The organism is Stenotrophomonas sp. YJH_SMC_8, from assembly GCF_059371315.1.
The window spans coordinates 144,378-167,417 of the sequence record NZ_JCAFUL010000003.1; the positions used below are offsets into that span (position 1 = coordinate 144,378).

Annotated in this window: 23 protein-coding genes; 14 read left to right on the top strand and 9 right to left on the bottom strand. The window is 66.8% G+C overall.

Going from position 1 to position 23,040, the window contains the following annotated elements; all coding sequences use genetic code 11:
- Positions 1–140 precede the first annotated feature (140 nt).
- Positions 141–896 (top strand): arginyltransferase, encoded by a 756-nt coding sequence (locus AC5P88_RS04455; RefSeq protein WP_495224423.1) that lies wholly within the window; start codon positions 141–143, stop codon positions 894–896.
- A gap of 37 nt (positions 897–933) precedes the next feature.
- The gene (locus tag AC5P88_RS04460; protein ID WP_106549424.1) at positions 934–2,142 is read left to right on the top strand and encodes an endonuclease/exonuclease/phosphatase family protein; all 1,209 of its coding nucleotides are present in this window, start codon (positions 934–936) and stop codon (positions 2,140–2,142) included.
- A gap of 141 nt (positions 2,143–2,283) precedes the next feature.
- On the opposite strand, the gene purT is transcribed toward AC5P88_RS04460, so the two are convergent.
- Positions 2,284–3,471: a formate-dependent phosphoribosylglycinamide formyltransferase gene (gene purT, locus AC5P88_RS04465; protein WP_014646362.1), complete on the bottom strand. Its 1,188-nt coding sequence runs from the start codon at positions 3,469–3,471 to the stop codon at positions 2,284–2,286.
- A gap of 137 nt (positions 3,472–3,608) precedes the next feature.
- Between purT and AC5P88_RS04470 the strand changes: the two genes are divergently transcribed.
- Genes AC5P88_RS04470 through AC5P88_RS04495 form a run of 6 tightly spaced genes read left to right on the top strand, consistent with a single transcriptional unit; the run spans position 3,609 to position 7,592 of the window.
- A complete protein-coding gene (locus AC5P88_RS04470) occupies positions 3,609–4,490 on the top strand; it encodes an SPFH domain-containing protein (protein ID WP_019659308.1) in 882 nt (293 codons plus the stop codon).
- 45 nt (positions 4,491–4,535) lie between these two features.
- A complete protein-coding gene (locus tag AC5P88_RS04475) occupies positions 4,536–4,715 on the top strand; it encodes a type II toxin-antitoxin system antitoxin (RefSeq protein ID WP_005408543.1) in 180 nt (59 codons plus the stop codon).
- On the top strand, positions 4,712–4,891 hold the full coding sequence (locus AC5P88_RS04480) for a DUF4177 domain-containing protein (protein WP_106549423.1): 180 nt from the start codon (positions 4,712–4,714) through the stop codon (positions 4,889–4,891). Before AC5P88_RS04475 ends, AC5P88_RS04480 begins: the two co-directional genes overlap by 4 nt.
- Before the next feature lie 2 nt (positions 4,892–4,893).
- Positions 4,894–6,183, top strand: a complete 1,290-nt coding sequence (locus tag AC5P88_RS04485; RefSeq protein WP_258179487.1) for an alpha/beta hydrolase — start codon at positions 4,894–4,896, stop codon at positions 6,181–6,183.
- Complete coding sequence (locus AC5P88_RS04490) at positions 6,180–6,773, top strand: PH domain-containing protein (protein ID WP_106549422.1); 594 nt, start codon at positions 6,180–6,182, stop codon at positions 6,771–6,773. The genes AC5P88_RS04485 and AC5P88_RS04490 overlap by 4 nt, the downstream gene beginning before the upstream one ends.
- Positions 6,774–6,782: 9 nt before the next feature.
- A complete protein-coding gene (locus tag AC5P88_RS04495; protein WP_495224424.1) occupies positions 6,783–7,592 on the top strand; it encodes a M15 family metallopeptidase in 810 nt (269 codons plus the stop codon).
- A 511-nt stretch (positions 7,593–8,103) separates the two neighbouring features.
- Here the strand turns inward: AC5P88_RS04495 and AC5P88_RS04500 are convergent.
- The 5 genes from AC5P88_RS04500 to AC5P88_RS04520 all read right to left on the bottom strand — a co-directional run bounded on the left by AC5P88_RS04500 (position 8,104) and on the right by AC5P88_RS04520 (position 12,047).
- Entirely contained in the window at positions 8,104–8,475 is a 372-nt protein-coding gene (locus tag AC5P88_RS04500; protein WP_106549420.1) for a DUF423 domain-containing protein, read from the bottom strand.
- Between the two features lie 104 nt (positions 8,476–8,579).
- Positions 8,580–9,653: a polyketide cyclase gene (locus tag AC5P88_RS04505; RefSeq protein ID WP_106549419.1), complete on the bottom strand. Its 1,074-nt coding sequence runs from the start codon at positions 9,651–9,653 to the stop codon at positions 8,580–8,582.
- Between the two features lie 234 nt (positions 9,654–9,887).
- Positions 9,888–10,529, bottom strand: a complete 642-nt coding sequence (locus AC5P88_RS04510; RefSeq protein WP_005408537.1) for a response regulator — start codon at positions 10,527–10,529, stop codon at positions 9,888–9,890.
- Positions 10,529–11,737, bottom strand: coding sequence for a sensor histidine kinase (locus AC5P88_RS04515; RefSeq protein WP_106549418.1), 1,209 nt, complete (start codon positions 11,735–11,737; stop codon positions 10,529–10,531). The genes AC5P88_RS04510 and AC5P88_RS04515 overlap by 1 nt, the downstream gene beginning before the upstream one ends.
- A gap of 112 nt (positions 11,738–11,849) precedes the next feature.
- Positions 11,850–12,047 (bottom strand): hypothetical protein, encoded by a 198-nt coding sequence (locus AC5P88_RS04520; protein ID WP_111112280.1) that lies wholly within the window; start codon positions 12,045–12,047, stop codon positions 11,850–11,852.
- Between the two features lie 196 nt (positions 12,048–12,243).
- Here AC5P88_RS04520 and AC5P88_RS04525 point away from each other — a divergent pair, with 196 nt between their 5' ends.
- From AC5P88_RS04525 to AC5P88_RS04545, 5 genes are read left to right on the top strand one after another with little or no spacing between them, the layout of a single operon-like run.
- Positions 12,244–12,840 (top strand): GNAT family N-acetyltransferase, encoded by a 597-nt coding sequence (locus AC5P88_RS04525; RefSeq protein WP_005408535.1) that lies wholly within the window; start codon positions 12,244–12,246, stop codon positions 12,838–12,840.
- Complete coding sequence (gene minC / locus AC5P88_RS04530) at positions 12,786–13,628, top strand: septum site-determining protein MinC (RefSeq protein WP_106549416.1); 843 nt, start codon at positions 12,786–12,788, stop codon at positions 13,626–13,628. The genes AC5P88_RS04525 and minC overlap by 55 nt, the downstream gene beginning before the upstream one ends.
- Before the next feature lie 37 nt (positions 13,629–13,665).
- Positions 13,666–14,475 carry a septum site-determining protein MinD gene (gene minD, locus AC5P88_RS04535; RefSeq protein ID WP_005408533.1) on the top strand — a complete coding sequence of 270 codons (810 nt, stop codon included), beginning with the start codon at positions 13,666–13,668 and terminating at the stop codon, positions 14,473–14,475.
- 2 nt (positions 14,476–14,477) lie between these two features.
- Positions 14,478–14,738, top strand: coding sequence for a cell division topological specificity factor MinE (minE, locus tag AC5P88_RS04540; protein ID WP_005408532.1), 261 nt, complete (start codon positions 14,478–14,480; stop codon positions 14,736–14,738).
- A gap of 46 nt (positions 14,739–14,784) precedes the next feature.
- Positions 14,785–15,264, top strand: coding sequence for a hypothetical protein (locus AC5P88_RS04545; RefSeq protein WP_111112278.1), 480 nt, complete (start codon positions 14,785–14,787; stop codon positions 15,262–15,264).
- An 88-nt stretch (positions 15,265–15,352) separates the two neighbouring features.
- Here the strand turns inward: AC5P88_RS04545 and AC5P88_RS04550 are convergent, their stop codons facing one another.
- The 3 genes from AC5P88_RS04550 to AC5P88_RS04560 form a co-directional block, all read right to left on the bottom strand.
- The gene (locus AC5P88_RS04550) at positions 15,353–16,582 is read right to left on the bottom strand and encodes a DUF819 family protein (RefSeq protein ID WP_106549414.1); all 1,230 of its coding nucleotides are present in this window, start codon (positions 16,580–16,582) and stop codon (positions 15,353–15,355) included.
- Between the two features lie 140 nt (positions 16,583–16,722).
- Positions 16,723–18,801: a S9 family peptidase gene (locus tag AC5P88_RS04555; RefSeq protein ID WP_495224427.1), complete on the bottom strand. Its 2,079-nt coding sequence runs from the start codon at positions 18,799–18,801 to the stop codon at positions 16,723–16,725.
- 233 nt (positions 18,802–19,034) lie between these two features.
- Positions 19,035–20,999, bottom strand: a complete 1,965-nt coding sequence (locus AC5P88_RS04560; RefSeq protein ID WP_495224428.1) for an OPT family oligopeptide transporter — start codon at positions 20,997–20,999, stop codon at positions 19,035–19,037.
- Between the two features lie 255 nt (positions 21,000–21,254).
- On the opposite strand from AC5P88_RS04560, the gene AC5P88_RS04565 reads away from it, so the two are divergent.
- Positions 21,255–23,009, top strand: a complete 1,755-nt coding sequence (locus AC5P88_RS04565) for a peptide MFS transporter (RefSeq protein WP_495224429.1) — start codon at positions 21,255–21,257, stop codon at positions 23,007–23,009.
- The last annotated feature ends 31 nt before the right edge of the window (positions 23,010–23,040 follow it).

Sequence of the window (23,040 nt, forward strand, 5' to 3'; positions counted from 1 at the left end):
ATGGGAATTGCGTCGGGGTGATCACTTCACCCTCGGGAGACAACAACGCCCGGGCGCGACATCGGTTGACGCCGTGGCCGGTTCCATTCATCCGGCGGACAGTCGCCGCCACTGCGACGGGCTGGGGCTATGCTGTGCCCATGGCGATGCATGGCGACAGAGACGACGAACTGCGGCTTTTCCAGACCGGCGAGCACCCCTGCGGGTACTGGTCGGACCGGGTCGCGCGCGACCTGGTACTGGACCCGCACGACCGCCGCCTGGGCGGCCTGTACCCGCTGGCACTGAGCTGGGGCTTCCGCCGCAGCGGTGATCTGGTCTATCGCCCGCACTGTGCGCATTGCCAGGCCTGCGTGGCGGTACGCATTCCCGTGGCCCGCTTCGCCCCGGACCGCAGCCAGCGCCGCTGCGCCACCCGCAATGACGACCTGGAGGTGCGGATCACCGCCGCCACCGCCCGCGACGACCTGTTCGCGCTGTACCACCGTTATCTCACCCACCGCCACGCCAACGGCGGCATGGACGACCATGGGCCGCACGAGTTCGAGCAGTTCCTGATCGGCAGCTGGTCGCACACCCGCTTCATGGAGATGCGCCTGCCCGCGCACGACGGCCAGCCCAGCCAGCTGCTGGGGGTGGCGGTGACCGACGTGACCGAGCATGGCCTGTCGGCGGTCTATACCTTCTTCGACCCGGACCACGCCGCACGCGGGCTGGGCACCTTCGCGATCCTGCAGCAGATCGAGTGGGCCCGCCGCGAGGGGCTGCCGCACGTGTACCTGGGCTACTGGATCCGCGGCCACCAGAAGATGGACTACAAGCGCCGCTTCCATCCGCTGGAGGCGTACGACGGCCGCCGCTGGCACGATTTCGACAACGAACTGGACGGGCGCTGACAAACCGCTGACACCGGGCCGGGTGCAGAATAGGGGGATGAACGCCAAACCCCTGATCTTCGCCCTGGCCCTGCTCTGCGGCGCCACCGCCCCCGCCTTCGCCAAGTCCCCCGCGATGACCGAAAAGCCGTCCACTGCGCTGCGCCTGGCCACCTACAATACTTCGCTGTACTCCGACGACGCCGGCGGCCTGATCAAGGAGCTGGAAGGCGACAGCGAGCACGCGCGCAAGATCGCCGCGGTACTGCAGCAGGTGCGCCCGGACCTGGTGCTGCTGAACGAGTTCGACTTCGACGACGCCCACCGCGCCGCCGAGCTGTTCCAGAAACGCTACCTGGAAGTGGCCCAGCCCGGCGGCGGCAAGCCGCTGCACTTCGCCTACCGCTACCTGGCCCCGGTCAACACCGGCGTGCCGAGCGGCCTGGACCTGGACAACAACGGCGTGGTCGGCGGCGAAGGCCGCAGCCGCGGCAACGATGCGTGGGGCTACGGCCTGCACCCCGGCCAGTACGGCATGCTGGTGCTGTCGCGCTATCCCATCGACGAAGCCAAGGTGCGCAGCTTCCAGCTGCTGAAGTGGAGCGCGATGCCCGGTGCGATCCGTCCGGTCGATCCGCGCACCGGCCAGAGCTTCTACAACGACCACGTGTGGTCGCAGCTGCGCCTGTCGTCGAAGTCGCATTGGGACGTGCCGGTGAAGACCCCGGCCGGCGTGGTCCACGCGCTGGTCTCGCACCCGACGCCGCCGGTGTTCGACGGCCCGGAAAAGCGCAACGCTGCGCGCAACCACGACGAACTGCGCCTGTGGCAGGAATACCTGTCCAAGGGTGACAAGCCGTGGCTGTGCGACGACAAGGGCCAGTGCGGTGGCCTGGCGCAGGACGCACGCTTCGTGATCCTGGGCGACCTCAACAACGACCCGGTCGATGGCGATGGGCGCCATGAGGCGATCGTCGAACTGATCGAGAACGCCCGCGTGCTGCGCTACCCCACCCCGCGCAGCATCGGCGGCGAGCAGACCAGCCTGGCCTATGCGGCCAAGGGCATCGAGCGCAAGGGCGCGCCGTTCCATGCCACCGGCGATTTCGGCCCGAAATCCGGCACCATGCGCCTGGACTATGTGCTGCCCTCGACCGGTTTCGAATACGTGGGCAGCGGCATCTTCTGGCCGGCCAATGAAAGCCCGGAAGCGAAGATCGCCGACGGCAGCGACCACCATCTGGTGTGGGTGGATGTGAAGCCGTAAGGCAGATTGCTCCGTAGAGCCGAGCCTACGCTCGGCTCCCGCGCGCGGCGCGGATTGAAAAGCAGCCGAGCGCGGGCTCGGCTCTACAGTAGATTCGCGCAGCGCAGGGAAAGCCGCCGGGCGTGGCCCGGCGCTACCGCTTTATGGACGCAGTTCGACGCCGATGGCGTCGGCGGCATCACGCGCGATGGCGCGCGCTTCGTCGATGGTTTCCGCGCGCGCCAGGGTCACGCCCACGCGGCGATGACCGTGCACGCTCGGCTTGCCGAACAGGCGCACGGCGGTATCCGGCACCTGCAGGGCGGCGGCGACGTTGTTGAAGTACGGCACGCCCTCGCCGTGCGCCAGCAGCGCGCACGAGGCCGACGGGCCGCTCTGGCGGATCACCGGAATCGGCAGGCCGAGGATGGCGCGCGCGTGCAGCGCGAACTCGCTCAGCTCCTGCGATACCAGCGTCACCAGGCCGGTGTCGTGCGGGCGCGGCGACACTTCGCTGAACCACACCTCGTCGCCCTTCACGAACAGCTCCACGCCGAACAGGCCCCAGCCGCCGAGGTCGTCGGTGATCGCGCGCGAAATCTCTTCGGCGCGCGCCAGTGCCGCGCTCGACATCGGCTGCGGCTGCCAGCTTTCGCGGTAGTCGCCATCCTTCTGCAGATGCCCGATCGGCGCGCAGAACGAGGTGCCGCCGGCATGGCGCACGGTCAGCAGGGTGATCTCGTAATCGAAATCGATGAAGCCCTCGACGATGCAGCGACCGGCACCGGCGCGGCCACCGGTCTGTGCGTAGTCCCAGGCCGGGGCGATGTCCGCTTCGCTGCGCAGGGTGCTCTGGCCCTTGCCCGAGGACGACATCACCGGCTTGACCACGCACGGCAGGCCGATGGCGGCCACGGCAGCGCGGTATTCGGCCTCGGTATCGACGAAGCGGTACGGCGAGGTCGGCAGGCCCAGAGTCTCGGCGGCGAGGCGGCGGATGCCCTCGCGGTCCATCGTCAGGCGCGCGGCACGCGCGGTCGGGATCACCCGCAGGCCCTGCTCCTGTTCCAGCTGGACCAGGGTCTCGGTGTGGATGGCCTCGATCTCCGGCACCACCAGGTGCGGCTGTTCCTGGGCGATCAGCGCGCGCAGGGCCATCGCGTCCAGCATGTCGATCACGTGCGAGCGGTGTGCGACCTGCATCGCGGGCGCATCGGCATAGCGGTCGGCGGCGATCACTTCCACGCCCAGCCGCTGCAGCTCGATGGCCACCTCCTTGCCAAGCTCGCCCGAGCCCAGCAGCAGCACGCGGGTGGCGGAGGGGGACAACGGAGTTCCAAGCTTGGCCATGGCGGTTCCAGCAGCGATGTGAAGGCGGGTGGGCATTCTAGCTGGCCGACCGCCCCGACCACGGCATCCGACGAACGGTAGTCGACAAGTGATATCACTTTGATATCTTCATCCCGAACCCTCAAGGACGTACCGCCATGAAAGAGAAGTCGCTTGCCTCCCTCAACGGCCTCGGCACCCTGGCCGGATCCCTGCTGGCCGCGCTGGCCGGCGGCGCGCTGTTCGTGCTGGGGGTGGCGGCCAAGGCCAGCACCGGCTCGCCCAACCTGCTGCTGATGCTGGCCGGTGTGCTGGTGGTCGCTGCCGCGGTCTTCATCCTGGCCGGCCTGTACACCATCCAGCCCAACCAGGCGGCGGTGCTGAGCCTGTTCGGCAAGTACGTCGGCACCGTCAAGGACAACGGCCTGCGCTGGAACAACCCCTTCTACGCCAAGCGCCGGGTTAGCCAGCGCGTGCGCAACTTCGAGAGCGGCAAACTGAAGGTCAACGAGCTGGACGGCAGCCCGATCGAGATCGCCGCAGTGATCGTCTGGCAGGTGGTCGACGCCTCCGAAGCGGTCTACAACGTGGACGACTACGAGAGCTTCGTGCACATCCAGTCCGAATCCGCGCTGCGTGCGATGGCGACCAGCTATCCCTACGACCAGCACGAGGACGGCCAGCTGGCCCTGCGCAGCCACGCCAGCGAGATCTCCCAGCACCTGAAGAACGAGCTGGCCGAGCGCCTGGCCGATGCGGGTGTGCAGGTGATCGACGCACGCATCAGCCACCTCGCCTACGCCGCTGAAATTGCCCAGGCCATGCTGCAGCGCCAGCAGGCCAACGCGGTGATCGCTGCACGCACGCGCATCGTGGCTGGTGCCGTCGGCATGGTCGAAATGGCCCTGGCCGAACTGCAGAAGAACGGCGTGGTTGAGCTGGACGAGGAACGCAAGGCGCACATGGTCAGCAACCTGCTGACCGTGCTGTGTTCGGACCGCGGCACCCAGCCGATCGTCAACGCCGGTTCGCTGTACTGAACCACCCTCGCAACGGGGCGCCCCACCGCCCCGCCAGGAGTTTTCATGAGTGAGAAGAAAGCCTATCCGCTGCGCATCAACGCCGAGGTCCTGGCCGCGGCGCAGCGCTGGGCCGACGACGAGCTGCGCAGCCTCAACGCGCAGATTGAATACGTGCTGCGCGACGCACTGCGCAAGGCAGGACGCCTGCCAAAACCCACGCCATCGCCGGAGGACAAGGAATGAGCACGCGCTGGAGTTACCAGACGATCGAAGTGAAGACCACGATGATGGGCGTCCTGAAGGCCGAGGACATCCAGAGTGAACTGACCCGCCAGGGCCAGCTGGGCTGGGAACTGGTCAACATCATCATTCCGGCGCCGATGCGCCCGGCCATGCTGGTCTTCAAGAAGGAACAGTAGCCATGTCGCGCCATCGCAGATTGCTCATGCTGTCACTGGCCCTGCTGAGCTGCCCGGCGATCGCCGCCGAACCGCAGCAGATCGCCAACCGCCTGCTCGATCACCTGCAGGCCGGGCGCGTAGCCGAAGCAGAAGCGATGTTCACGCCGCAGATGGCCCAGGCCGTGCCCGCCGAGAAACTGGGCGCCTTGTGGAACTCATTGGGCACACTGCAGGATCGCGGCGCCGTCCAGGTGAATACACGACAGGACATGACGCTGGTGGTGGTGCCACTGAAGTTCGCCAGCGGCCGCGTCAATGCGCAGGTGGCGGTGGATGCACAGGACAAGGTGGCCGGCCTGATGCTGCGGCCCGCTGCGGCCGACAAGGCACCACCGCCGCCGGCCGATGCCACCTACAGCGAAGTGGATTTCAGCGTGCCGCAGGCGCGCGGCGCCCTGCCCGGCACCCTGGCACTACCGAAGGGAAAAGGCCCTTTCCCGGCAGTGGTGCTGGTGCATGGTTCGGGACCGCAGGACCGCGATGAGACCATCGGTGGCAGTCGCCCGTTCCTGGATGTTGCCCGCGGCCTGGCCGCCCAGGGCATCGCCGTGCTGCGCTATGACAAGCGCACCCTCGCCCGCCCGCAGGATTTCGCCAACGACCACTTCACCGTCGATGACGAAACCACGCTGGATGTCGAGGCCGCGCTGGCCAGCCTGGCTGCGGCCCCGCACATCGACCGCAAGCGAGTGTTCGTGATGGGGCACAGCCAGGGCGGCATGCTCGCCCCGCGCATCGCCACTCGCTGGCCACAGGCACGCGGCGCGATCCTGTGGGCTGCGCCCGCACGCACGCTGCTGGAACTGTTGCCGGAACAGAACCGCTACCTGATGGCACTGGACGGCAGCATCAGCGCACCGGAACAGGCCTTCCTCGACCGTCTTGACGCGCAGATCGCGGCGGCGCGCAGTGATGCACCGGCGCCAGCGAGCGAACTGCCACTGGGCGTTCCGCAGTCGTTCTGGAAGAGCGTGGAGGCGGTCAACGCACGGGCCGATGCACAGGCCCTGCACAAACCACTGCTGATGCTGCACGGCGGCCGCGATTTCCAGGTACCCGATGCCGACTGGGCGCTCTGGCAGAAGGCGCTGGCCGGCCGCAGCGACGTGCAATGGCGCGCGTATCCGGCACTCAACCACATCGGCATTGCCGACAGCGGTCCCAGCTCGCTGCAGGAATATGCACAACCGGGCCATGTCGATACAACGCTGATCGATGACGTGGCCACCTGGATCAAGGCGCAGCGATGAGCGGCAGCGATCCGAAACGCTTCGATGTGGCGGAGAGCTCGCCGTTCCGCGTGCTCTGGGTGGTGCTGCCCCTGCTGCTGGCCTTCGCCATCAGCGTCTACGCGCAGCTGCACACCACCCGGGCCGACGCACCGTGGATGGAGGTGACCCTGTCGCCGCCGTGGTTCCGCATGGGCGGCAGCGCGGCATGGAGCCTGGTGGTGATCGCCGTGCTCGGCATCGGGCTGGGCCTGGCCTTCTTCAGGCGCCGGGTTGAGTTCGATGGCGACATGCTGGACGTGCGTTCGACGATGTATCGGCGGCGGGTGCCGGTGGCGCAGCTGCGCCTGGACCAGGCCGAGGTGGTCGACCTCGGCCACGATCGCCGCTATGGCATCCGTTTCAAGACCAATGGCTATTCGATGCCTGGCTTCCATTCCGGCCATTTCCGCCTGCAGGGCGGTGGCAAGGGTTTTGCGCTGGTCACCGACCGCAGCCGCGTCCTGGTGCTGCCGGTACGCGATGGCAGCACCCTGCTGCTCAGCCTGGACCGGCCACAGGCGCTGCTGGAGGCACTGCGCAAGGTGGCCGCACCGGCACCGCAGCAGTAAGCTGAGGCGATGCAACGACGCCCGCCCCTGCTGATCAATACCGAAGCCATCGAGCTGTGGCCCGCCGATCTGCTGCGCGCACGCAGCAACCCGGATGCACGCCTGCTGTCGCAGGCGCAATGGGTCCTGCGACGCAAGCGTGATGGCCGTTACCTGGCTGCGGTGCTGGCGCGCGGCGTCCATTCGCTGGTGCCGCGCCTGCCGCGCGAACCCGGCGTCGAGGAGGCCCTGGCGTTGCTGGACGCGCCGCTGGCACGGCCGCTCGGCATCTCACTGGAAGAACAATGGCTGCCGCTGGCTGGACTGCAGCAGCGCCTGCAGCAGCTTGGCCTGGATGCACAGCGCTACGCCGACGACAGCGGGCTGCCGCTCGAGCCGGAGCCCTGCCTTCTGCACTTCGCAGGCCGTGATCGTTTCGCCCGCCCGCTGTGGCTGCGTCGCGGCGCCGCACAGAGCTGGCGCCGCATGCGCCTGCACGCGGCACGCGATGGCATCGCACTGGACGCCATCTCCGGCTTCCGCAGCCATGCCTACCAGCTGGGAATCTTCGAGCGGAAGCTGGCACGCGGACTGGGCGTGGCGGAGATCCTGAAGGTCAATGCAGCGCCGGGCTTCAGCGAACACCACAGCGGCCATGCGCTGGATATCGGCACACCCGGGGACGCGCCCGCCGAGGAAGCGTTCGAAGCGACCGAGGCATTCGCCTGGCTGCAGGCCCATGCCGGTGAACACGGCTTCCAGCTGAGCTACCCGCGCGACAACCCGCACGGCATCGTCTACGAACCGTGGCACTGGTGCTGGAAGCCGGCCAACGGCTGAGCCCCTCGTGGCGGCTGCACGGCGAAATTCATGGAGCTGTCCGGGCGGGTAGGCTGGACAGGGGACGCCGTGAATCCGTCCCTGGAGGCTTAGCCGCGCCATCCATGGCGCGGATACCCCTGCCCAGCCCACCCGCCCGGCCTCTGACAGTTTCCGTGTGCGTCCGCCACGGGATGGAACAAGAGAGCAAAGACAAAAGCGGGTCGCTTCGCTCGAAGCCTCTATGACGGATCAGCGCGCGGCTGCTGGGTCCGCCTTCAAGCGAGCCGAGCACCGCAGGTCCGGCGAGGGCGAAGAGGTGCTTGCGATTCTGTAGAGCCGAGCCATGCTCGGCTGCTCTCCGCACCGTCCCTCGACGGGCAGAGGAGCGCAGGGGACCGGTGCGCAGCACCGGCTCGCGGTCGGCGGCGCGTTTCTTTTGGTTACTTTTCTTTTCGCGCGAAAAGAAAAGTAACGCCCATGAACCATCACGATCGCATCGGCATGGATCGGAGCGACAGCCCTGCGACCCTCACCGCCGCAACGCATTGATCGCCAGCAACACCCATCCGGCCATCATGCTGGTGCCGCCAATCGGTGCCATCCGCGTCGGCCACTGCCAGAGCGCGCCGCCCACCAGGCTGCCGGAGAACAGCAGCACGCCCAGCAGCAGCACGTACAGCGCCAGGTGCGCGCTCGCGCCCTGCGCGCGTGGCCCGAGCGCCACCAGCACCGCACCGTGTGCGAACGCGTACAGCGCCGCCATGTTCAGATGCTGCTGCGCCAGCGGGTCGGCTACGCCATGCGATGCGTAGGCGGACAAGCCGATCGAGGCGGCCGCCAGCAGCGCCCCCAGGCAGGCCAGCAGGGAGGGCTTACGTGCGCGACGTTCCAGATTGAACATGAGGGCTCCTTGCGCAGCGCCCCTTGCCGGGCGCCGGATGAAAAAAAACGCGCCGCAATGAGCGGCGCGTTTTCGTGTCCAACACTACATGGGTCAGCCGAGGCTTACTTGACGGCCCAGTAGATGTCGTAGGTACCTTCCGGGGTGAACGACTTGTCGATGCCGTCCTTCCAGGACTCGTACGGACGGTCGATCACTTCGTTGCCCGCCGTCACGGCCCAGGCGCGCAGGCCGTTGCGGGCCACGTCCAGACCCGCCATGTGGCCGGTGTAGGCCGCATGTGCCGAGCGGTGCGGAGCGACGTGCACGTACTTGACCGGAGCGCCACCGTCGATCTTGACGGTCAGTGCTTCAGCGGTGGCGCCTTCAGCACCCTTCTTCTTCACCGGCTGGGCGATGTCGAAGGCGTACTTCTCCTGGCCGAAGTCGGTGGTGATGATGCGGAACGGACCGGCGGCTTCAAGGCCATTGGCCTCCATCACGCGCTTGATCCACTCCTGGTTGTCCTTGATGGACTTGGTGATCGTGTCCTGACCGCGGTCCACGTTACCGGCGTTGACGACCAGCAGGTCCTCGGCCGGCACATCGACGATGGCCAGATCGGTCAGCGGCGCTTCCGGGGTGCGGTAGTCGACGTTCGGCACGCTGGCGAGCATGTTGGCCATGCGCGACAGACCCATCTTGATGTCGTCGCCGATCTGGCGGCTGACATACAGGCCGGCGTAACGGCCGAACAGGTCGAAGCCGTACTTCACCGAGTAGTCCTGGGTGATCTTGACGTTACGGCCGCCCTTGCCGGTCGGCTCCAGGGTGAAGGTGGTGACCTTGTCGTGACCCTTGGTGGCGTCTTCGATGGCGATCGCAACGCGCTTGTTCTCTTCGGCGTCGGTGATCTTCCAAGAGCCGGTGCCCAGGTCCTTGGAAGTGAAGTCCAGGGTGGCACCCTTGCCGGAGGCCGGGCCGGACAGCTTCAGTTCAACGGCGGGATCGCGCAGTACCAGCGGGTTCCAGTCCTTGAAGCGGCGCAGGCTGCTGACCGTGTCGTACACGATCGTCATCTTGCGGTTGGTCTCGATGCTTTCGGTGATGTGACGCTCGCCCGGCAGACATACGCCAATGATGACGAACAGGCCAGCCACGATCCCCAAGGCGATCAGGAACTCGATAATACGGGTCATTCAGAGAGTCTCCGGGGCCGATCCCACGGCCGGGTTGATTGAAGCGAAGCGCCAATCCTAGCAGGCTTCGCGGGCATTGTTTATCGGGATTGGCGCACCGGTTTCCCTGCCGGCTGCGTATTTGTATGGACAAAGAATTCGAAGGGTAACGCATACCGCTACCCGGCAAGTAGGGGGCAACCTTGGCCGGAACCCCCTGCCAACACCCAAGTCTTTGTACCGAAACGATTTTCCTCAGACCAGCTGGAGTTCGAACGCCTTCAGTACCGCGCGCGTACGGTCGCGCACACCCAGCTTGGAGAGGATGTTGGACACGTGGTTCTTGATGGTGCCCTCGGCCACGCCCAGCGAGTTGGCGATCTCCTTGTTGGAGAAACCGCTGGCCATCAGCCGAAGGATCTCGGTCTCGCGGTCGGTCAGCGGGTCCGGGCGGTCCAGGCTGACGAACTCGTTGCGCATGTGCTCCAGGCCCGACAACAGGCGCTGGGTCACCGCCGGCTGCACCAGCGAACCACCCTCGGCCACGGTGCGGATGGCACCGACCAGCTGTGCCAGGGTGACGTCCTTGAGCAGGTAGCCCTTGGCACCGGCCTTGAGGCCGGCCAGCACCAGCTGATCGTCGTCGAAGGTGGTGAGGATGATGGTCGGCGGCAGCTGCTCCTGCCGCGACAGCACCTGCAGCGCTTCCAGCCCGGACATCACCGGCATGCGCATGTCCATCAGGACCACGTCGGGGCGCACCTGCGGGATCAATTCCACCGCCTGCCGGCCATCGCCGGCCTCGGCCACCACCTCGATCCCGTCGTCGAGTGCCAGCAGGGAGCGGATTCCCTGCCGCACCAGGGTTTGGTCATCAACCAGGCAGACGCGAATCATCAACGCACTCCTTCAGGAACCTTGGTAAGGGCCGCCACCAGCACCGTTGCCGGCACCGTCGCCCGCAGCCGGAAGCCTTCACCGGGACGGGTTTCGATCTGCAGCTGGCCACCACATTGTTGCAGGCGCTCGCGCATGCCGCGCAAGCCATTGCCTACATTGACCATATCCGCACCGACGCCGTCGTCGCGGGCCTCCACCACCACCCGGTCGGGGGCTTCACGGTACACCTTGATCCACAGGTGGCGGGCGCCAGCGTGGCGCACCGCGTTGGTGATGATCTCCTGGGTACAGCGCAGCAGGACGTGGGCCCGCTGCGGGTCCTCCACGTTCAGCGGATCCTCGATCTCCAGCTGGATGTCCAGCGAGGGCACGTTCTCGGTCAACGGGCGCAGCGCCGCGGCCAGATCGATCGCGCCGGTCTCGCGCAGCTGGCTGACCACCTCGCGCACGTTGCCCAGCAGCAGTTTGGCCAAGGCGTGGGAGCGCTTCACATGCTCCAGCGCCTGCCCTTCGGCCAGGTGCCCGGCCACTTCCAGGTTCAGGGTCAGCGCGGTCAGCTGATGGCCCAGCAGGTCATGCAGCTCGCGCGAGATACGGGTGCGCTCGTTGACGCGGGCACTCTCGGCCAGCAGGGCGCGGGTGGCACGCAGCTCTGAATTGAGCCGACGCTGTTCGTCGCGCGCCTCGGCCTGACGGCGGGCCACCAGCGCAATGACGAAAACGAAGCTGGAAAAGCCCATGTAGCCCACCGCCTGCAGCACGGCGATGAACGGCGGGAACCCCAGGGGCTGGATGTAGACAGGCAGCACGGCCAGATTGCTGGCGACCAGCCAGAGCACGCCGATGCGCGGGCCCAGCAGCCATGGCAGCAGGCCGGCCACCACCATCAGCAGGATGCTGCCCAGCGCGGTCCCGGAAAAATAGCTCACGCCGATCGCACAGGCAGTCAGCAGGACAAGGGCGGCATGGTCGAAGATGCCTGGACGGCTCTCACCCAACGAGCGGGTCAGCACCCAGTACACAACACCGAAAGCGAGGTAGGCCGAGGCCCACGGAATGATGCGGAAGCCCGCTTCGCCATCCAGGGTCTCAAGCGTCAGCGAGACCGGGTCGATCAGGTAGATCGCGAGCCAAAGGCCGACGGTGCCCCAGGTGAACAGCCCGGAGTAGCGCAGCATCGCATTGTGGTTGAGTCGAACCAGCATGCCTCATCGTAGCGGTTCCACCGGCATGCCCAAGCCCCGAAAGTCACGCCCGCGCGGCACGGGTTGGCCGCCAGAGGGAGGGTGCTGTCTGCCGCACCCTCCCCGGTTGCGACTACAGGCAGGAGAAGCTGAAGTACGGCATCATGCTCGAAGACCGCACGCACGAGCCGCTGACGATCTGCGCGGTGCTGTCCACAGACGAAGTGACACCGGAGAAGTCCGCTTTGCCGCCCGAGACGGCCTCGATCTGCTCGGCGGTCAGCTCGCGCAGGCCGTACTGGTCACAGGACTTGGAATCGATTGCGTTCATATTTGTAAAATCATCCTTTGATTTGATGAATGAACCCACATCGCCGCTGGCGCATCATTGCCCCAGAGGTGTGCCGGGTATATCACAGCCTGGGTGACGCCTCAACGAACGGCGCTGCACGCGCCCAAGCCTCCCCGTGCAATAATCGTGCAGACGGTCCCTTGATGGACCCACCGCGTTACCCCACGGAGTCACAATGTCGATTGTCATCCGCGACGTGCGCGAGCACGAGCTCGATTCCGTCCTGGCTTTGAACAACAACGCTGGCCTGGCCATCCTTCCCCTGGATGCGGCCCGCCTGCGCCTGTTCTACGAAACCGCTGAGTATTTCCGCGTCGCCGAGCGCGACGGCAACCTGGCCGGCTTCCTGATCGGCTTCGGCAGCGACAGCCAGCACGACAGCAGCAACTTCGCCTGGTTCAAGCAGCAGCTGGACACCCCGTTCTTCTACATCGACCGCATCGTGGTCGCCAGCCGCCGCCGCGGCGGTGGCGTCGGCCGTGCGTTCTATGCCGACGCGCAGAGCTTCGCCGAGCTGCGCTACCCGCAGATGACCTGCGAAGTCTTCCTCGACCATGGCGCCGATGCCGCCCTGCTCTTCCACGGCAGCTTCGGCTTCCGCGAGCTGGGCCAGAACACCATGGCCCAGGTCGATGTGCGTGCCAGCATGCTGGCCAAGGAACTGTGCAGCTACCCGTGGGTCCAGGAGACCTACGGCGGCAAGCTGCCGGATGTGGCATGGACACGCGCCCGGCAGCTGCCGGCGCAGGCACAGCGGCCGACGGGGACCTGAGCGTGGCGGTGAATTTCGATTACGAACAGGCCGGTGAACTGAAGATCGGCCAGGTGGGCATCGCCAACCTGCGCATCCGTACCCTTGATGTCGAACGCCTGGTGCAGGAAATGCGCGAGCGCGTGACCCGTGCGCCGAAGCTGTTCGGCCGCGCGGCGGTGATCCTCGATTTCGGCGGCCTGAGCCAGGTGCCGGACGTAGCCACCGCGCAGGCGCTGGTCGATGGCCTGCGCAGCGCCGGCGTGCTGCCGGTGGCGCTGGCCTATGGCACCAGCGCGGTCGACCTGCTGTCGCAGCAGCTCGGCCTGCCGCTGCTGGCCAAGTTCCGCGCCCAGTACGAACGTGCCGAGGCCGAACCGGCCCCGCCCCCCGCGCCGGAACCGCGCCGCGCCGTGCGCGCCGAACCGAAGCCGGCCCCGGCCGCACCGGTGGCCAAGGTGGCCGACGCCGCTGCGCCGCAGCCGGGCCGCATGCAGCTGGGCAACGTGCGCTCGGGCCAGCAGCTGTACGCCGAAAACTGCGACCTGACCGTGATGGCCACCGTCGGCGCCGGCGCCGAGGTCATCGCCGATGGCAGCATCCATATCTACGGCACCCTGCGCGGCCGCGCGCTGGCAGGGGCCCAGGGCAACACCGCGGCACGCATTTTCTGCCGTGATTTCCATGCGGAACTGGTGGCCATTGCAGGCCACTACAAGGTACTGGACGATGTGCCGGACAACCTGCGCGGCAAGGCCGTGCAGGTGTGGCTGGAACAGGACCAGATCAAGATCGCTGCGCTGGACTGACGCAGCCCCAAACTAATGCAGAACCAGGAGAAGTCCTTTGGCTGAAATCATCGTAGTCACCTCCGGCAAGGGCGGCGTGGGCAAGACCACTTCCAGCGCAAGCCTGGCCTGTGGCCTGGCGCGGCGCGGCAAGAAGGTGGCGGTGATCGACTTCGACGTCGGCCTGCGCAACCTCGACCTGATCATGGGCTGCGAACGCCGCGTGGTGTACGACTTCGTCAACGTCGTGCACGGCGAAGCCACCCTCAAGCAGGCCCTGATCAAGGACAAGCGCTTCGACAACCTGTACGTGCTGGCCGCCTCGCAGACCCGCGACAAGGATGCACTGACCCAGGAAGGCGTGGGCAAGGTACTGAAGGACCTGGCCGCCGATGGCTTCGACTACATCATCTGCGACTCGCCGGCCGGCATCGAGAAGGGTGCGTTCCTGGCGATGTACTTCGCCGACCGCGCCGTGGTGGTGGTGAACCCGGAAGTGTCCTCGGTGCGCGACTCCGACCGCATCATCGGCCTGCTGGACTCGAAGACCCACAAGGCCGAATCCGGCCAGAACGTGCCCGCGTTCCTGCTGCTGACCCGCTACACCCCGCTGCGGGTGGAAACCGGCGAGATGCTCAGCATCGCCGACGTCGAGGAAGTCCTTGGCCTGAAGGCCATCGGCGTGATCCCCGAATCGGGCGACGTGCTCAATGCCTCCAACAAGGGCGAGCCGGTCATCCTGGATGTCGAATCCGCCGCCGGCCAGGCGTATGACGACGCCGTCGCGCGCATCCTCGGCGAAGATCGCCCGATGCGCTTCACCAGCGTCGAGAAGAAGGGCTTCTTCAGCAAGCTGTTCGGAGGGTAAGCATGGGCCTGTTCGATTTCCTCAAAGCGAAGAAGACCACCGCCGAAACCGCAAAGAACCGCCTGCAGATCATCATCGCGCAGGAACGCAGCCACCGCGGTGGCCCGGACTACCTGCCGCTGCTGCAGCGCGAGCTGCTGGAAGTGATCAAGAAGTACGTGAACATCGACGTCGATGCGGTGAAGGTCGACCTGGTGAAGGATGGCCAGCACGATGTGCTGGACATCTCCGTGGCGCTGCCTGAAGGCCCGGACAAACCCTGATGCCCTGCCCCGCCCGTGCCTGCATGGGCGGGGCCGCGTGACCTGCATGACCGATACGACAACCGCCGTGGACATCACCTGCGTGGGCGACATCGCCTTCGCCGATGCGCAGTGCCTGCTCGCCGCGCATGGCCTGCTGCTGCACCATGTGGCCGCCGGCGAACCGATTCCCGGCAGCTACTGGGGCGAGCCCGAGGCGGGCATCATCGCCAGCAACGTGTACGTGCGCGATGACACCCCCGTGCATTCGATGCTGCACGAAGCCTGCCATCTGATCGTGTTGCCGCCGGAGCGGCGAGCGCAGGTGCACACCGACGCCACCGATTCGGTCGCCGAGGAAGATGCCACCTGCTATCTGCAGATCGTGCTGGCCGGGCGGTTGCCGGGTGTCGGCAGTGCGCGGTTGATGGCCGACATGGATGCCTGGGGGTACACGTATCGGCTGGGGTCTACGAAGGCGTGGTTCGAACAGGACGCCGAAGACGCGAAAGCGTGGTTGATCGAACGCGGGTTGCTGCAGGCATAGAGCGTCGGTAGTGCCGGCCGCTGGCCGGCAACCTCATGAAGCCGTGAAGCATCACCGGGTTGCCGGCCAGCGGCCGGCACTACCGGAATCAGCCCTGCCCCGCCAGCGCGCGCAGGGTGATGCCGACGATATAGGCCAGGTAGGTGCCAGTGGCGTAGCCCATCGTGCCCAGCAGCACGCCCACCGGCGCCAACGCCGGATGGAACGCCGCGGCCACCACCGGCGCCGAGGCCGGGCCACCGATGTTCGACTGCGAGCCGATGGCGAAGTAGAAGAACGGCACTTTCAGCAGCTTGCCCAGGCACCACAGCAGCACGATGTGCACGCTGATCCAGATGATGCCCAGCAGGAACAGCCACGGGCGATCCAGCAGCGCCAGCAGATCCATCTGCATGCCGATGCAGGCGATCAGGAAGTACAGCAGCAGCGAGCCCAGGCGCGAGGCACCCGCGCCTTCCAGGTTGCGCGCACGGGTGAAACTGAGGCTGAGGCCCAGCGTGGTCGACAGCACCACCACCCACACGAACGGTGCGTCCAGGCTGAACTGCGCGGCCCAGCTGACGTTGGCCTTGAACCACGCCGCCAGCGGCGCGCCAATGGCGTGGGCCAGGCCTACACCACCAAAGGCCACCGCCACGATCAGCATCAGGTCGGTGAGGCTGGGAATGCGCTCGTGTTCGGCCTGGAAGCGCGCGATGCGCTCCTTCAGCTCATCGATGGCCGAGGTATCTGCGCCACTGCGTGCATCGATCTTCGCGGCACGCCCGGCCAGGAAGATCAGCGCGGCCATCCACACGTAGCCGACACCCACGTCGACCACCGCGAACTGGCCGAACGTGGTGGCGTTGACGTCGAACACTTCGCGCATCGCCAGCATGTTGGCGCCGCCACCGATCCAGCTGCCCGCCAACGCGGCCATGCCGGCCCAGGTGTCGCCGGCGACGGTTTCCGGATGCACCGCGCGCATCAGCAGGAAGGCCACTACCGCGCCGAGCATGATGCTGGCCGATGCGCCCAGGTACATCAGCACCAGCTTCGGGCCGAGCCGCAGGATGCCCTTGATGTCCACCGCCAGCGTCAGCAGGATCAGCGCCGCCGGCAGCAGGATGTCGCGCGCGATCGGGTTGTAGAGCTTGGTGTTCTGCCCGTCGATCAGGCCGACGGTGTTGTAGATGCCGGGAATCAGGTAGCACAGCAGCAGCGCCGGCACGAAGGTGTAGAAGCGCTTCCACAGGCCCTGCTCGCGCGAGGCGGTCCAGAACACGGCGCCGAGCGTGGCGGCGATCAAACCGAAGACGACGATGTCGTTCTGGATCATGCAGGTGCTCTTGTGCGGGGTCGGATCCCTTTCGCCACGCGAAAGGGCTCTGACCCCGGGGCGAAGGTGTGCGGTTGCCGGCCAGCGGCCGGCACTACCAGGAAGCAGAGCGCCGCCCCGGGGGGCGGCGCTGGACCGGCTTATTCGCCGATGTGCTGCTTCAGCCAGGCATTGACCGTGTCGTGCCACAGGATGCTGTTGTTTGGCTTCAGCACCCAGTGGTTTTCATCCGGGAAGTACAGGAACTTCGATTCGATGCCCTGGCGCTGGGCAGCGGTGAACGCGGCCAGGCCCTGCTCGACCGGGATGCGGAAGTCCTGCTGGCCGTGGATCACCAGGATCGGCTTCTTCCAGTCCGCCACGTGGTTGACCGGGTTGAACTTCTCGTAGTTCGCGGCCTTCTGGTACGGCGTACCGCCCTGCTCCCACTCGGTGAACCACAGCTCTTCGGTGGCGTAGCCCATCATGCGCTGGTCGAACACGCCGTCATGGTTGACCAGGCACTTGAACGGGCTGTTCCAGTTGCCGGCGATCCAGTTGACCATGAAGCCGCCGTAGCTGGCGCCCAGCGCACAGGCCTTGTCACCGTTGAGGAAGGAATACTTCTTCAGCGCCGCGTCCCAGCCCTTCTGCAGGTCTTCCAGCGGGCGGTCGCCCCAGTGCTGGCTGATCGCATCGGTAAAGGCCTGGCCGTAGCCGGTGGAACCGTGGAAGTCGATCATCACCACCGCGTAGCCCTGGCCCGCGTAGGTCTGCGGGTTCCAGCGGTAGCTCCAGCCGTTGCCGAAGCTGCCCTGCGGGCCGCCGTGGATCAGGAACGCGACCGGGTAGGACTTGCCTTCCTGGTAGTTGTGCGGCTTGACCACGTAGCCGTGCACGGTGTCGTTGTTCCAGCCCTTGAACTCGAACTGCTCGTAGTCACCGAAGGACACGTCCTTCAGCACATCGCCAGCAGCCGGGGTCAGCGCGCGCAGCTCGCCGATCGGCTGGCCAGCGGCCGGGAGCAGGCCGACCAGCACCTGGTCGTTGCTCTTCAGGCTGTTGCGGGTGATCGCCACGCTGTTGCCGGCCACGTCGACCGCGGTCACGCTGCCGTCGCCGATCAGCTTGGTGGCCTTGCCGCTGGCCACGTCGATCTGGAACAGCGGGTGCTCGCCGAGGTCATCGGCGGTGGTGTAGATGCTGGCGCCGTCGGCGGACAGGGTGATGCCACCGGCCGAACGGTCCCACTGCGGGGCGATCTCGCGGGTCTTGCCGCTGGCCAGGTCCATCGCCATCAGGCCGAATCGGTCGGCCTCGAAGCCCGGGCGCTTCATCGCACGGTAGAACAGGGTCTTGCCGTCGGCGCTGAACACCGGGCCGGCATCCCAGGCCGGGTTGGACGCGGTCAGGTTGACCGGCGCCTGCTTGCCGGCAGCGTCGAAGCGGTACAGGTCGAAGTTGGTCGACCACGGCTCCTGCTTGCCGGCCACGCGGATGCTGGCTACCACGCTGGCGCCATCCGGCGACCACACGAAATCGTCATTGCCACCGAACGGCTTGGACGGCGCATCACCATCGATGGTGGCGCTCAGTGCCGAAGCGCCCTTGACCGGACCGGCCTTGGCGGCCGGCAGCGGCGCAACGAACAGGGTGTTGCGGCGGCCGTCGTTCCAGGTGTCCCAGTGGCGCACGAACAGCGAGTCGAAGACCTTGCCGCTGGCCTTGGCGCCGGCAACGTCCTTGAGCTTCTTCTCGGTGCAGGCCAGGTCCGAGGCACAGGCCTGGAACACGCCGGCGCTGAACAGCACGCGGTCGTCCTGCGGCGACACGTGGTAACTGTCCACGTCGACCGCGAAATCGGTCAGCTGGCGCGGGGTGCCACCGCTGAGCGGCTGGGCGTACAGCTGCTGGCTGCCGTTCTTGGCGCTGAGGAAGTACACGGTCTGGCCATCGGCCGACAGCGAGGCCGAATTGACGCTCCAGCCGGCCGGGGTGATCTGCTTCGGCGGGGCCGCATCGCGGGTGCGCAGGTTGCGCGCGTACAGTGCGGTGGAGGCCTTCAGGTTGGCATCGACGCTGCGCTTGGCGAACACCACGGTGCCACCGTCCGCGGTCAGCACCGGCGCCGAGACGCGGTCCATGGCCACCATGTCGCGGACTTCCAGGCCACGGGCAGCGGCAACGCTGGGAAGGGCGGCCAGCAGGCTCAGTGGCAGCAGGGCATGACGCAGTTTCATCGGGGTCTCCGCAGGACGGCAAAAAACCGATGTTAGGCCCGCGCGGCCGGAGCTGCCAAGGCCATCGGTCATGGCTGCGGGCGGGCAATCGCCAGAAACTGCAAACCGCGCCGTAGCGCGGTTTGTGGGGACACCGGGGTCGGATCCGATTCCGGCGGAATCGGCTCTGACCCCAGGCGCCGCCTGCGTGGGGTCAGAGCCCTTCCCTGCGGGAAGGGATCCGACCCCATTGCTTACGCCTTGGCGTACTTGCCAGTGCGGTAGATCAGCCAGCCGACCAGGAACAGCACGGCCAGCCCGATCCACTGCGCGGCCGGCAGGTGGAACGGCACGGCCAGCACGTCGGCGCGGCTGCTGACCACGATCGGAATCGCGATGGCGATGCCCATCAGCGCCTCGCCGGTGATCAGGCCGGCGGCGAACAGCACGCCCGGCTTGTGCACGCGGTCGCGGCCTTCTTCATCATCGGCGCGCACCTTGTGGAAGCGCTCGACCAGGTAGGCGATCAGGCCGCCGAGGAAGATCGGCACCATCAGTTCCAGCGGCAGGTAGATACCAATGGCGGCGGCCAGCACCGGCACGCGGAAACGGGCGTTACGCGACTTCAGCCAGCTGTCGAAGGCGATGATGGCGGCGCCGACCACGGCACCGATGCCGATGAAGGTCCACGGCAGTTCGCCACCGAACAGGCCCTTGGCCACCGAGGCCATCAGGTTGGCCTGCGGCGCGGCCAGTGCGTTCGGATGCAGCTCGGACTTCACACCAATGCCGTAGGCGGTGGCCAGCAGGTTCAGCACCGGGGCCATGATCAGCGCGCACGAGAACGCGCCGATGCCCAGCATCAGCTGCTGCTTCCACGGGGTGGCACCGACGATGTAGCCGGCCTTGAGGTCCTGCAGGTTGTCACCGCCGACCGCGGCGGCGCAGCACACCACCGCGCCGATCATGATCGCGGCCACCGCACCCAGCGGCGCACCGCCGGCACCGACCGGCTTCAGGCCGTCGGCACCGAGCAGCACGACCAGCACGGCCGAGGCGAACAGGATGGTGGAGATGGTGATGCCCGAGACCGGGTTGTTGGACGAGCCGATCAGGCCGGCCAGGTAGGCCGAGACCGACACGAACAGGAAGCCGGCGACGATCATGATGAGGGTCATCGGGATCGACACGTGCCACTGGCCGACGATGGCCTGGTACAGGGCCAGCAGCGGCAGCACGAAGGCCACCAGGGCGACCAGCATCCACTTCATCGGCAGGTCGCGCTCGGTATGCGCCAGCACCGGGCCACCGCTCTTGCGGGCTGCCGCAAAGCCGCTCTTGACGCCGTTCAACAGCGACTTGCGCAGCGAGATCAGGGTCCAGATGCCACCGATCAGCATCGCGCCGACGCCCAGGTAGCGCATCTTCGCGCCCCAGATGGCGAACGCGGCCTCGGTGGACGAGGCGGCAGCCACCGAAGCGGCCAGCGCCGGATCGGTGTTCATGAAGAACGCCTGGTAGATCGGAATGGCGATGTGCCAGGTCAGGATCGAGCCGGACACCACCACGATGCCGACGTTGAGGCCGACGATGTAGCCCACGCCCAGCAGCGCCGGCGACAGGTTGGTGCCGATGAAGGCGGTGACCTTGGAGCTGCCGACATAGGCCGAGGTGGCCCACGCATCGGGAATCAGGCGCATGCCGCTTTCCGCGGCCAGCTTGACGAACGCACCGATCACCGCCGACAGGCCGAGGATCTTCAGGCCCGGGCCCGGATTCTCACCGGCCTTGAGCACTTCGGCCGCGGCCTTGCCTTCCGGGAACGGCAGCGGATCTTCGACGATCATCGAACGGCGCAGCGGCACCGAGAACAGCACGCCCAGCAGGCCACCCAGGCCGGCGATGCCCAGCACCCACCAGTACTTGAAGTCCGGCCAGTAGCCCATGATCACCAGCGCGGGGATGGTGAAGATCACACCGGCGGCGATCGACGAGCCGGCCGAAGCGCCGGTCTGCACGATGTTGTTTTCGAGGATGGAGCCACCGCCCAGCAGGCGCAGCACGCCCATGGAAATCACCGCGGCGGGAATGGCGGTGGCGATGGTCAGGCCTGCGAACAGACCGAGGTAGGCGTTTGCGGCCGACAGCACCACCGCCAGCACGATGGCCAGGGCCACTGCGCGGAAGGTGAGCTGCTTGGGCGCAGCGTCGTGGTTCATGGAAGCCCCTGCTGGCAAAAAATCCCGATCACGCTAGCGTTCAGGGGGCGGCAAGTCCAGTGCGCATGGTCACCGCAGGACATGGCCCAACGCCCTCCCCGACCCGCTCGGCAAGGCCAACCGGCCGATCCGGCAAGGCCAGGCAACGCCTGCCGCAAAAAGGGGACGGAGGGGATTAAGTCGCATTTGTCATAAGCGCCGTGATCCGGCCCATCCCCTTCTATAATCGCGCCCTTTCCGCTGTCCGCGCCGTCGATGACCGTTGCCGCTACTGCCTCCGACGACTTCCTGGGCCATCCCAAGGGTGTCTACGTCTGCTTCTTCACCGAGATGTGGGAGCGCTTCTCCTTCTACGGCATGAAGGCGCTGCTGCTGCTGTACCTGACCAAGTACCACCTGTTCGGCGACAAGGCCGGCCTGGACCTGCTCGGCGCCTACGGTGGCCTGGTGTACTGCATCCCGGTGTTCGGCGGCATGCTGGCCGACCGCTGGCTGGGCATGCGCCGGGCGGTGCTGTTCGGCGGCATCCTGCTGGTGCTCGGCCATCTGGGCATGGCCTTCGAAGGCCACGCGGCCTACCGGGTCAACGGCGAAGTGGTGCGCGATACCTCCGCGCTGGCGGTGACCTACCTGTCGCTGGCGCTGATCATCATGGGCGTGGGCTTCCTGAAGCCGAACATCTCCACCATCGTCGGCAAGCTGTACGCCAAGGACGACCCGCGCCGCGATTCGGGCTTCTCGCTGTTCTACGCCGGCATCAACCTCGGCGCATTGTTCTCCTCGCTGGTGTGCGGCTTCCTTGGCGAGGCCTATGGCTGGAAATACGGCTTCGGCGCCGCCGGCATTGGCATGCTGGCCGGCCTGGCGATGTTCCTGTGGGGCCAGAAGTATCTGCAGGGCAATGCCGAACCGCCACAGCCGGCCGCGCTGAAGCAGAAGGTGCTGGGCCTGCCGCGCGAATGGCTCATTTATCTGTGCGCGGTGCTCGGTGTGCTGCCGGTGGCATGGCTGATGTGGGCGGCCGGCAATGGCGCGTTCGCGCTGGGCGGCGAAATCAGCCTGGCGCTGATGCTGATGCTGGTGGTGCTGGGCGGCGTGCTGGTCTGGTTCGCCTGGTTCACCGGCACGAAGTGCACGCCGGTGCAGCGCCAGCAGATGATCGCGCTGATGGTGCTGATCTTCATGGCGCTGGTGTTCTTCACGATGTACGAGCAGTCCTATGGCTCGTGGGTGACCTTCACCGACCGCCTGCTGACCAAGGACATCGTGCCGTCGCTGGTGATCACCGGTGGCACGCCGCTGCCGTGGTCGATCATCTCGCTGCTGCTGGCACCGCTCGGCTTCGTAGTCAGCGCGCGGTTGTCCGAGCGCCGTCCGGGGTCGTCGGCGCCGCGCACCTTCTTCGCCGCCATCGTCGTACTGATGCTGGTGCTGCTGGTGCGCGACTGCCTGGTGATTCCGCAGACCGCCGGCTCGCTCACCTATCTCGGCGGCCTGTTCCTGGTGCTGCTGGCCCCGGCCTTCGCCGCACTGTGGACCTGGATGGACCGCCGTGGCTGGGAGCCGGGCAAGCCGGTGAAGTCGGCCTGGGGCCTGGTGATCGGCGCGCTTTCATTCGTCCCACTGGCACTGGCTGCACAGCAGGTTGGCGCCACCGGCGAGATGGCCAGCGTGTGGTGGCTGGTGCTGGCCTACTTCCTGCTGGCCAGCGGTGAAATGTGCCTGTCGCCGGTCGGCCTGTCGGCGGTGACCCAGTTGGCGGTGCCGCGGGTGATGAGCCTGATGATGGGCACCTGGTTCCTGGCCACCGCGTTCTCGGAAACGCTGGCCGCACTGTTCGGCAAGCTGGCCGCGATCGAGGTGCCGGAAGGCGAATCGCTGGACATGGTCGCCGCGGCTGGTGCCTATGCGCACCTGTTCTGGCTGCTGATGTGGATCGGCCTCGGCTGCGCGCTGGCCGCCTTCATCGCCGCTCCGCTGCTGAAGAAGATGATGCACGGGGTGAAGTAAGCCCACGCAGAGGCAGGAACCGGGGCGGCGG

What these genes read in the sequence shown, in the direction of transcription:
- AC5P88_RS04455 (WP_495224423.1), top strand. Translation starts at nt 141, where the DNA reads ATGGCGATGCATGGCGACAGAGACGACGAACTGCGGCTTTTCCAGACC.
- AC5P88_RS04460 (WP_106549424.1), top strand. Translation starts at nt 934, where the DNA reads ATGAACGCCAAACCCCTGATCTTCGCCCTGGCCCTGCTCTGCGGCGCC.
- purT (WP_014646362.1), bottom strand. Translation starts at nt 3,471, where the DNA reads ATGGCCAAGCTTGGAACTCCGTTGTCCCCCTCCGCCACCCGCGTGCTG.
- AC5P88_RS04470 (WP_019659308.1), top strand. Translation starts at nt 3,609, where the DNA reads ATGAAAGAGAAGTCGCTTGCCTCCCTCAACGGCCTCGGCACCCTGGCC.
- AC5P88_RS04475 (WP_005408543.1), top strand. Translation starts at nt 4,536, where the DNA reads ATGAGTGAGAAGAAAGCCTATCCGCTGCGCATCAACGCCGAGGTCCTG.
- AC5P88_RS04480 (WP_106549423.1), top strand. Translation starts at nt 4,712, where the DNA reads ATGAGCACGCGCTGGAGTTACCAGACGATCGAAGTGAAGACCACGATG.
- AC5P88_RS04485 (WP_258179487.1), top strand. Translation starts at nt 4,894, where the DNA reads ATGTCGCGCCATCGCAGATTGCTCATGCTGTCACTGGCCCTGCTGAGC.
- AC5P88_RS04490 (WP_106549422.1), top strand. Translation starts at nt 6,180, where the DNA reads ATGAGCGGCAGCGATCCGAAACGCTTCGATGTGGCGGAGAGCTCGCCG.
- AC5P88_RS04495 (WP_495224424.1), top strand. Translation starts at nt 6,783, where the DNA reads ATGCAACGACGCCCGCCCCTGCTGATCAATACCGAAGCCATCGAGCTG.
- AC5P88_RS04500 (WP_106549420.1), bottom strand. Translation starts at nt 8,475, where the DNA reads ATGTTCAATCTGGAACGTCGCGCACGTAAGCCCTCCCTGCTGGCCTGC.
- AC5P88_RS04505 (WP_106549419.1), bottom strand. Translation starts at nt 9,653, where the DNA reads ATGACCCGTATTATCGAGTTCCTGATCGCCTTGGGGATCGTGGCTGGC.
- AC5P88_RS04510 (WP_005408537.1), bottom strand. Translation starts at nt 10,529, where the DNA reads ATGATTCGCGTCTGCCTGGTTGATGACCAAACCCTGGTGCGGCAGGGA.
- AC5P88_RS04515 (WP_106549418.1), bottom strand. Translation starts at nt 11,737, where the DNA reads ATGCTGGTTCGACTCAACCACAATGCGATGCTGCGCTACTCCGGGCTG.
- AC5P88_RS04520 (WP_111112280.1), bottom strand. Translation starts at nt 12,047, where the DNA reads ATGAACGCAATCGATTCCAAGTCCTGTGACCAGTACGGCCTGCGCGAG.
- AC5P88_RS04525 (WP_005408535.1), top strand. Translation starts at nt 12,244, where the DNA reads ATGTCGATTGTCATCCGCGACGTGCGCGAGCACGAGCTCGATTCCGTC.
- minC (WP_106549416.1), top strand. Translation starts at nt 12,786, where the DNA reads ATGGACACGCGCCCGGCAGCTGCCGGCGCAGGCACAGCGGCCGACGGG.
- minE (WP_005408532.1), top strand. Translation starts at nt 14,478, where the DNA reads ATGGGCCTGTTCGATTTCCTCAAAGCGAAGAAGACCACCGCCGAAACC.
- AC5P88_RS04545 (WP_111112278.1), top strand. Translation starts at nt 14,785, where the DNA reads ATGACCGATACGACAACCGCCGTGGACATCACCTGCGTGGGCGACATC.
- AC5P88_RS04550 (WP_106549414.1), bottom strand. Translation starts at nt 16,582, where the DNA reads ATGATCCAGAACGACATCGTCGTCTTCGGTTTGATCGCCGCCACGCTC.
- AC5P88_RS04555 (WP_495224427.1), bottom strand. Translation starts at nt 18,801, where the DNA reads ATGAAACTGCGTCATGCCCTGCTGCCACTGAGCCTGCTGGCCGCCCTT.
- AC5P88_RS04560 (WP_495224428.1), bottom strand. Translation starts at nt 20,999, where the DNA reads ATGAACCACGACGCTGCGCCCAAGCAGCTCACCTTCCGCGCAGTGGCC.
- AC5P88_RS04565 (WP_495224429.1), top strand. Translation starts at nt 21,255, where the DNA reads ATGACCGTTGCCGCTACTGCCTCCGACGACTTCCTGGGCCATCCCAAG.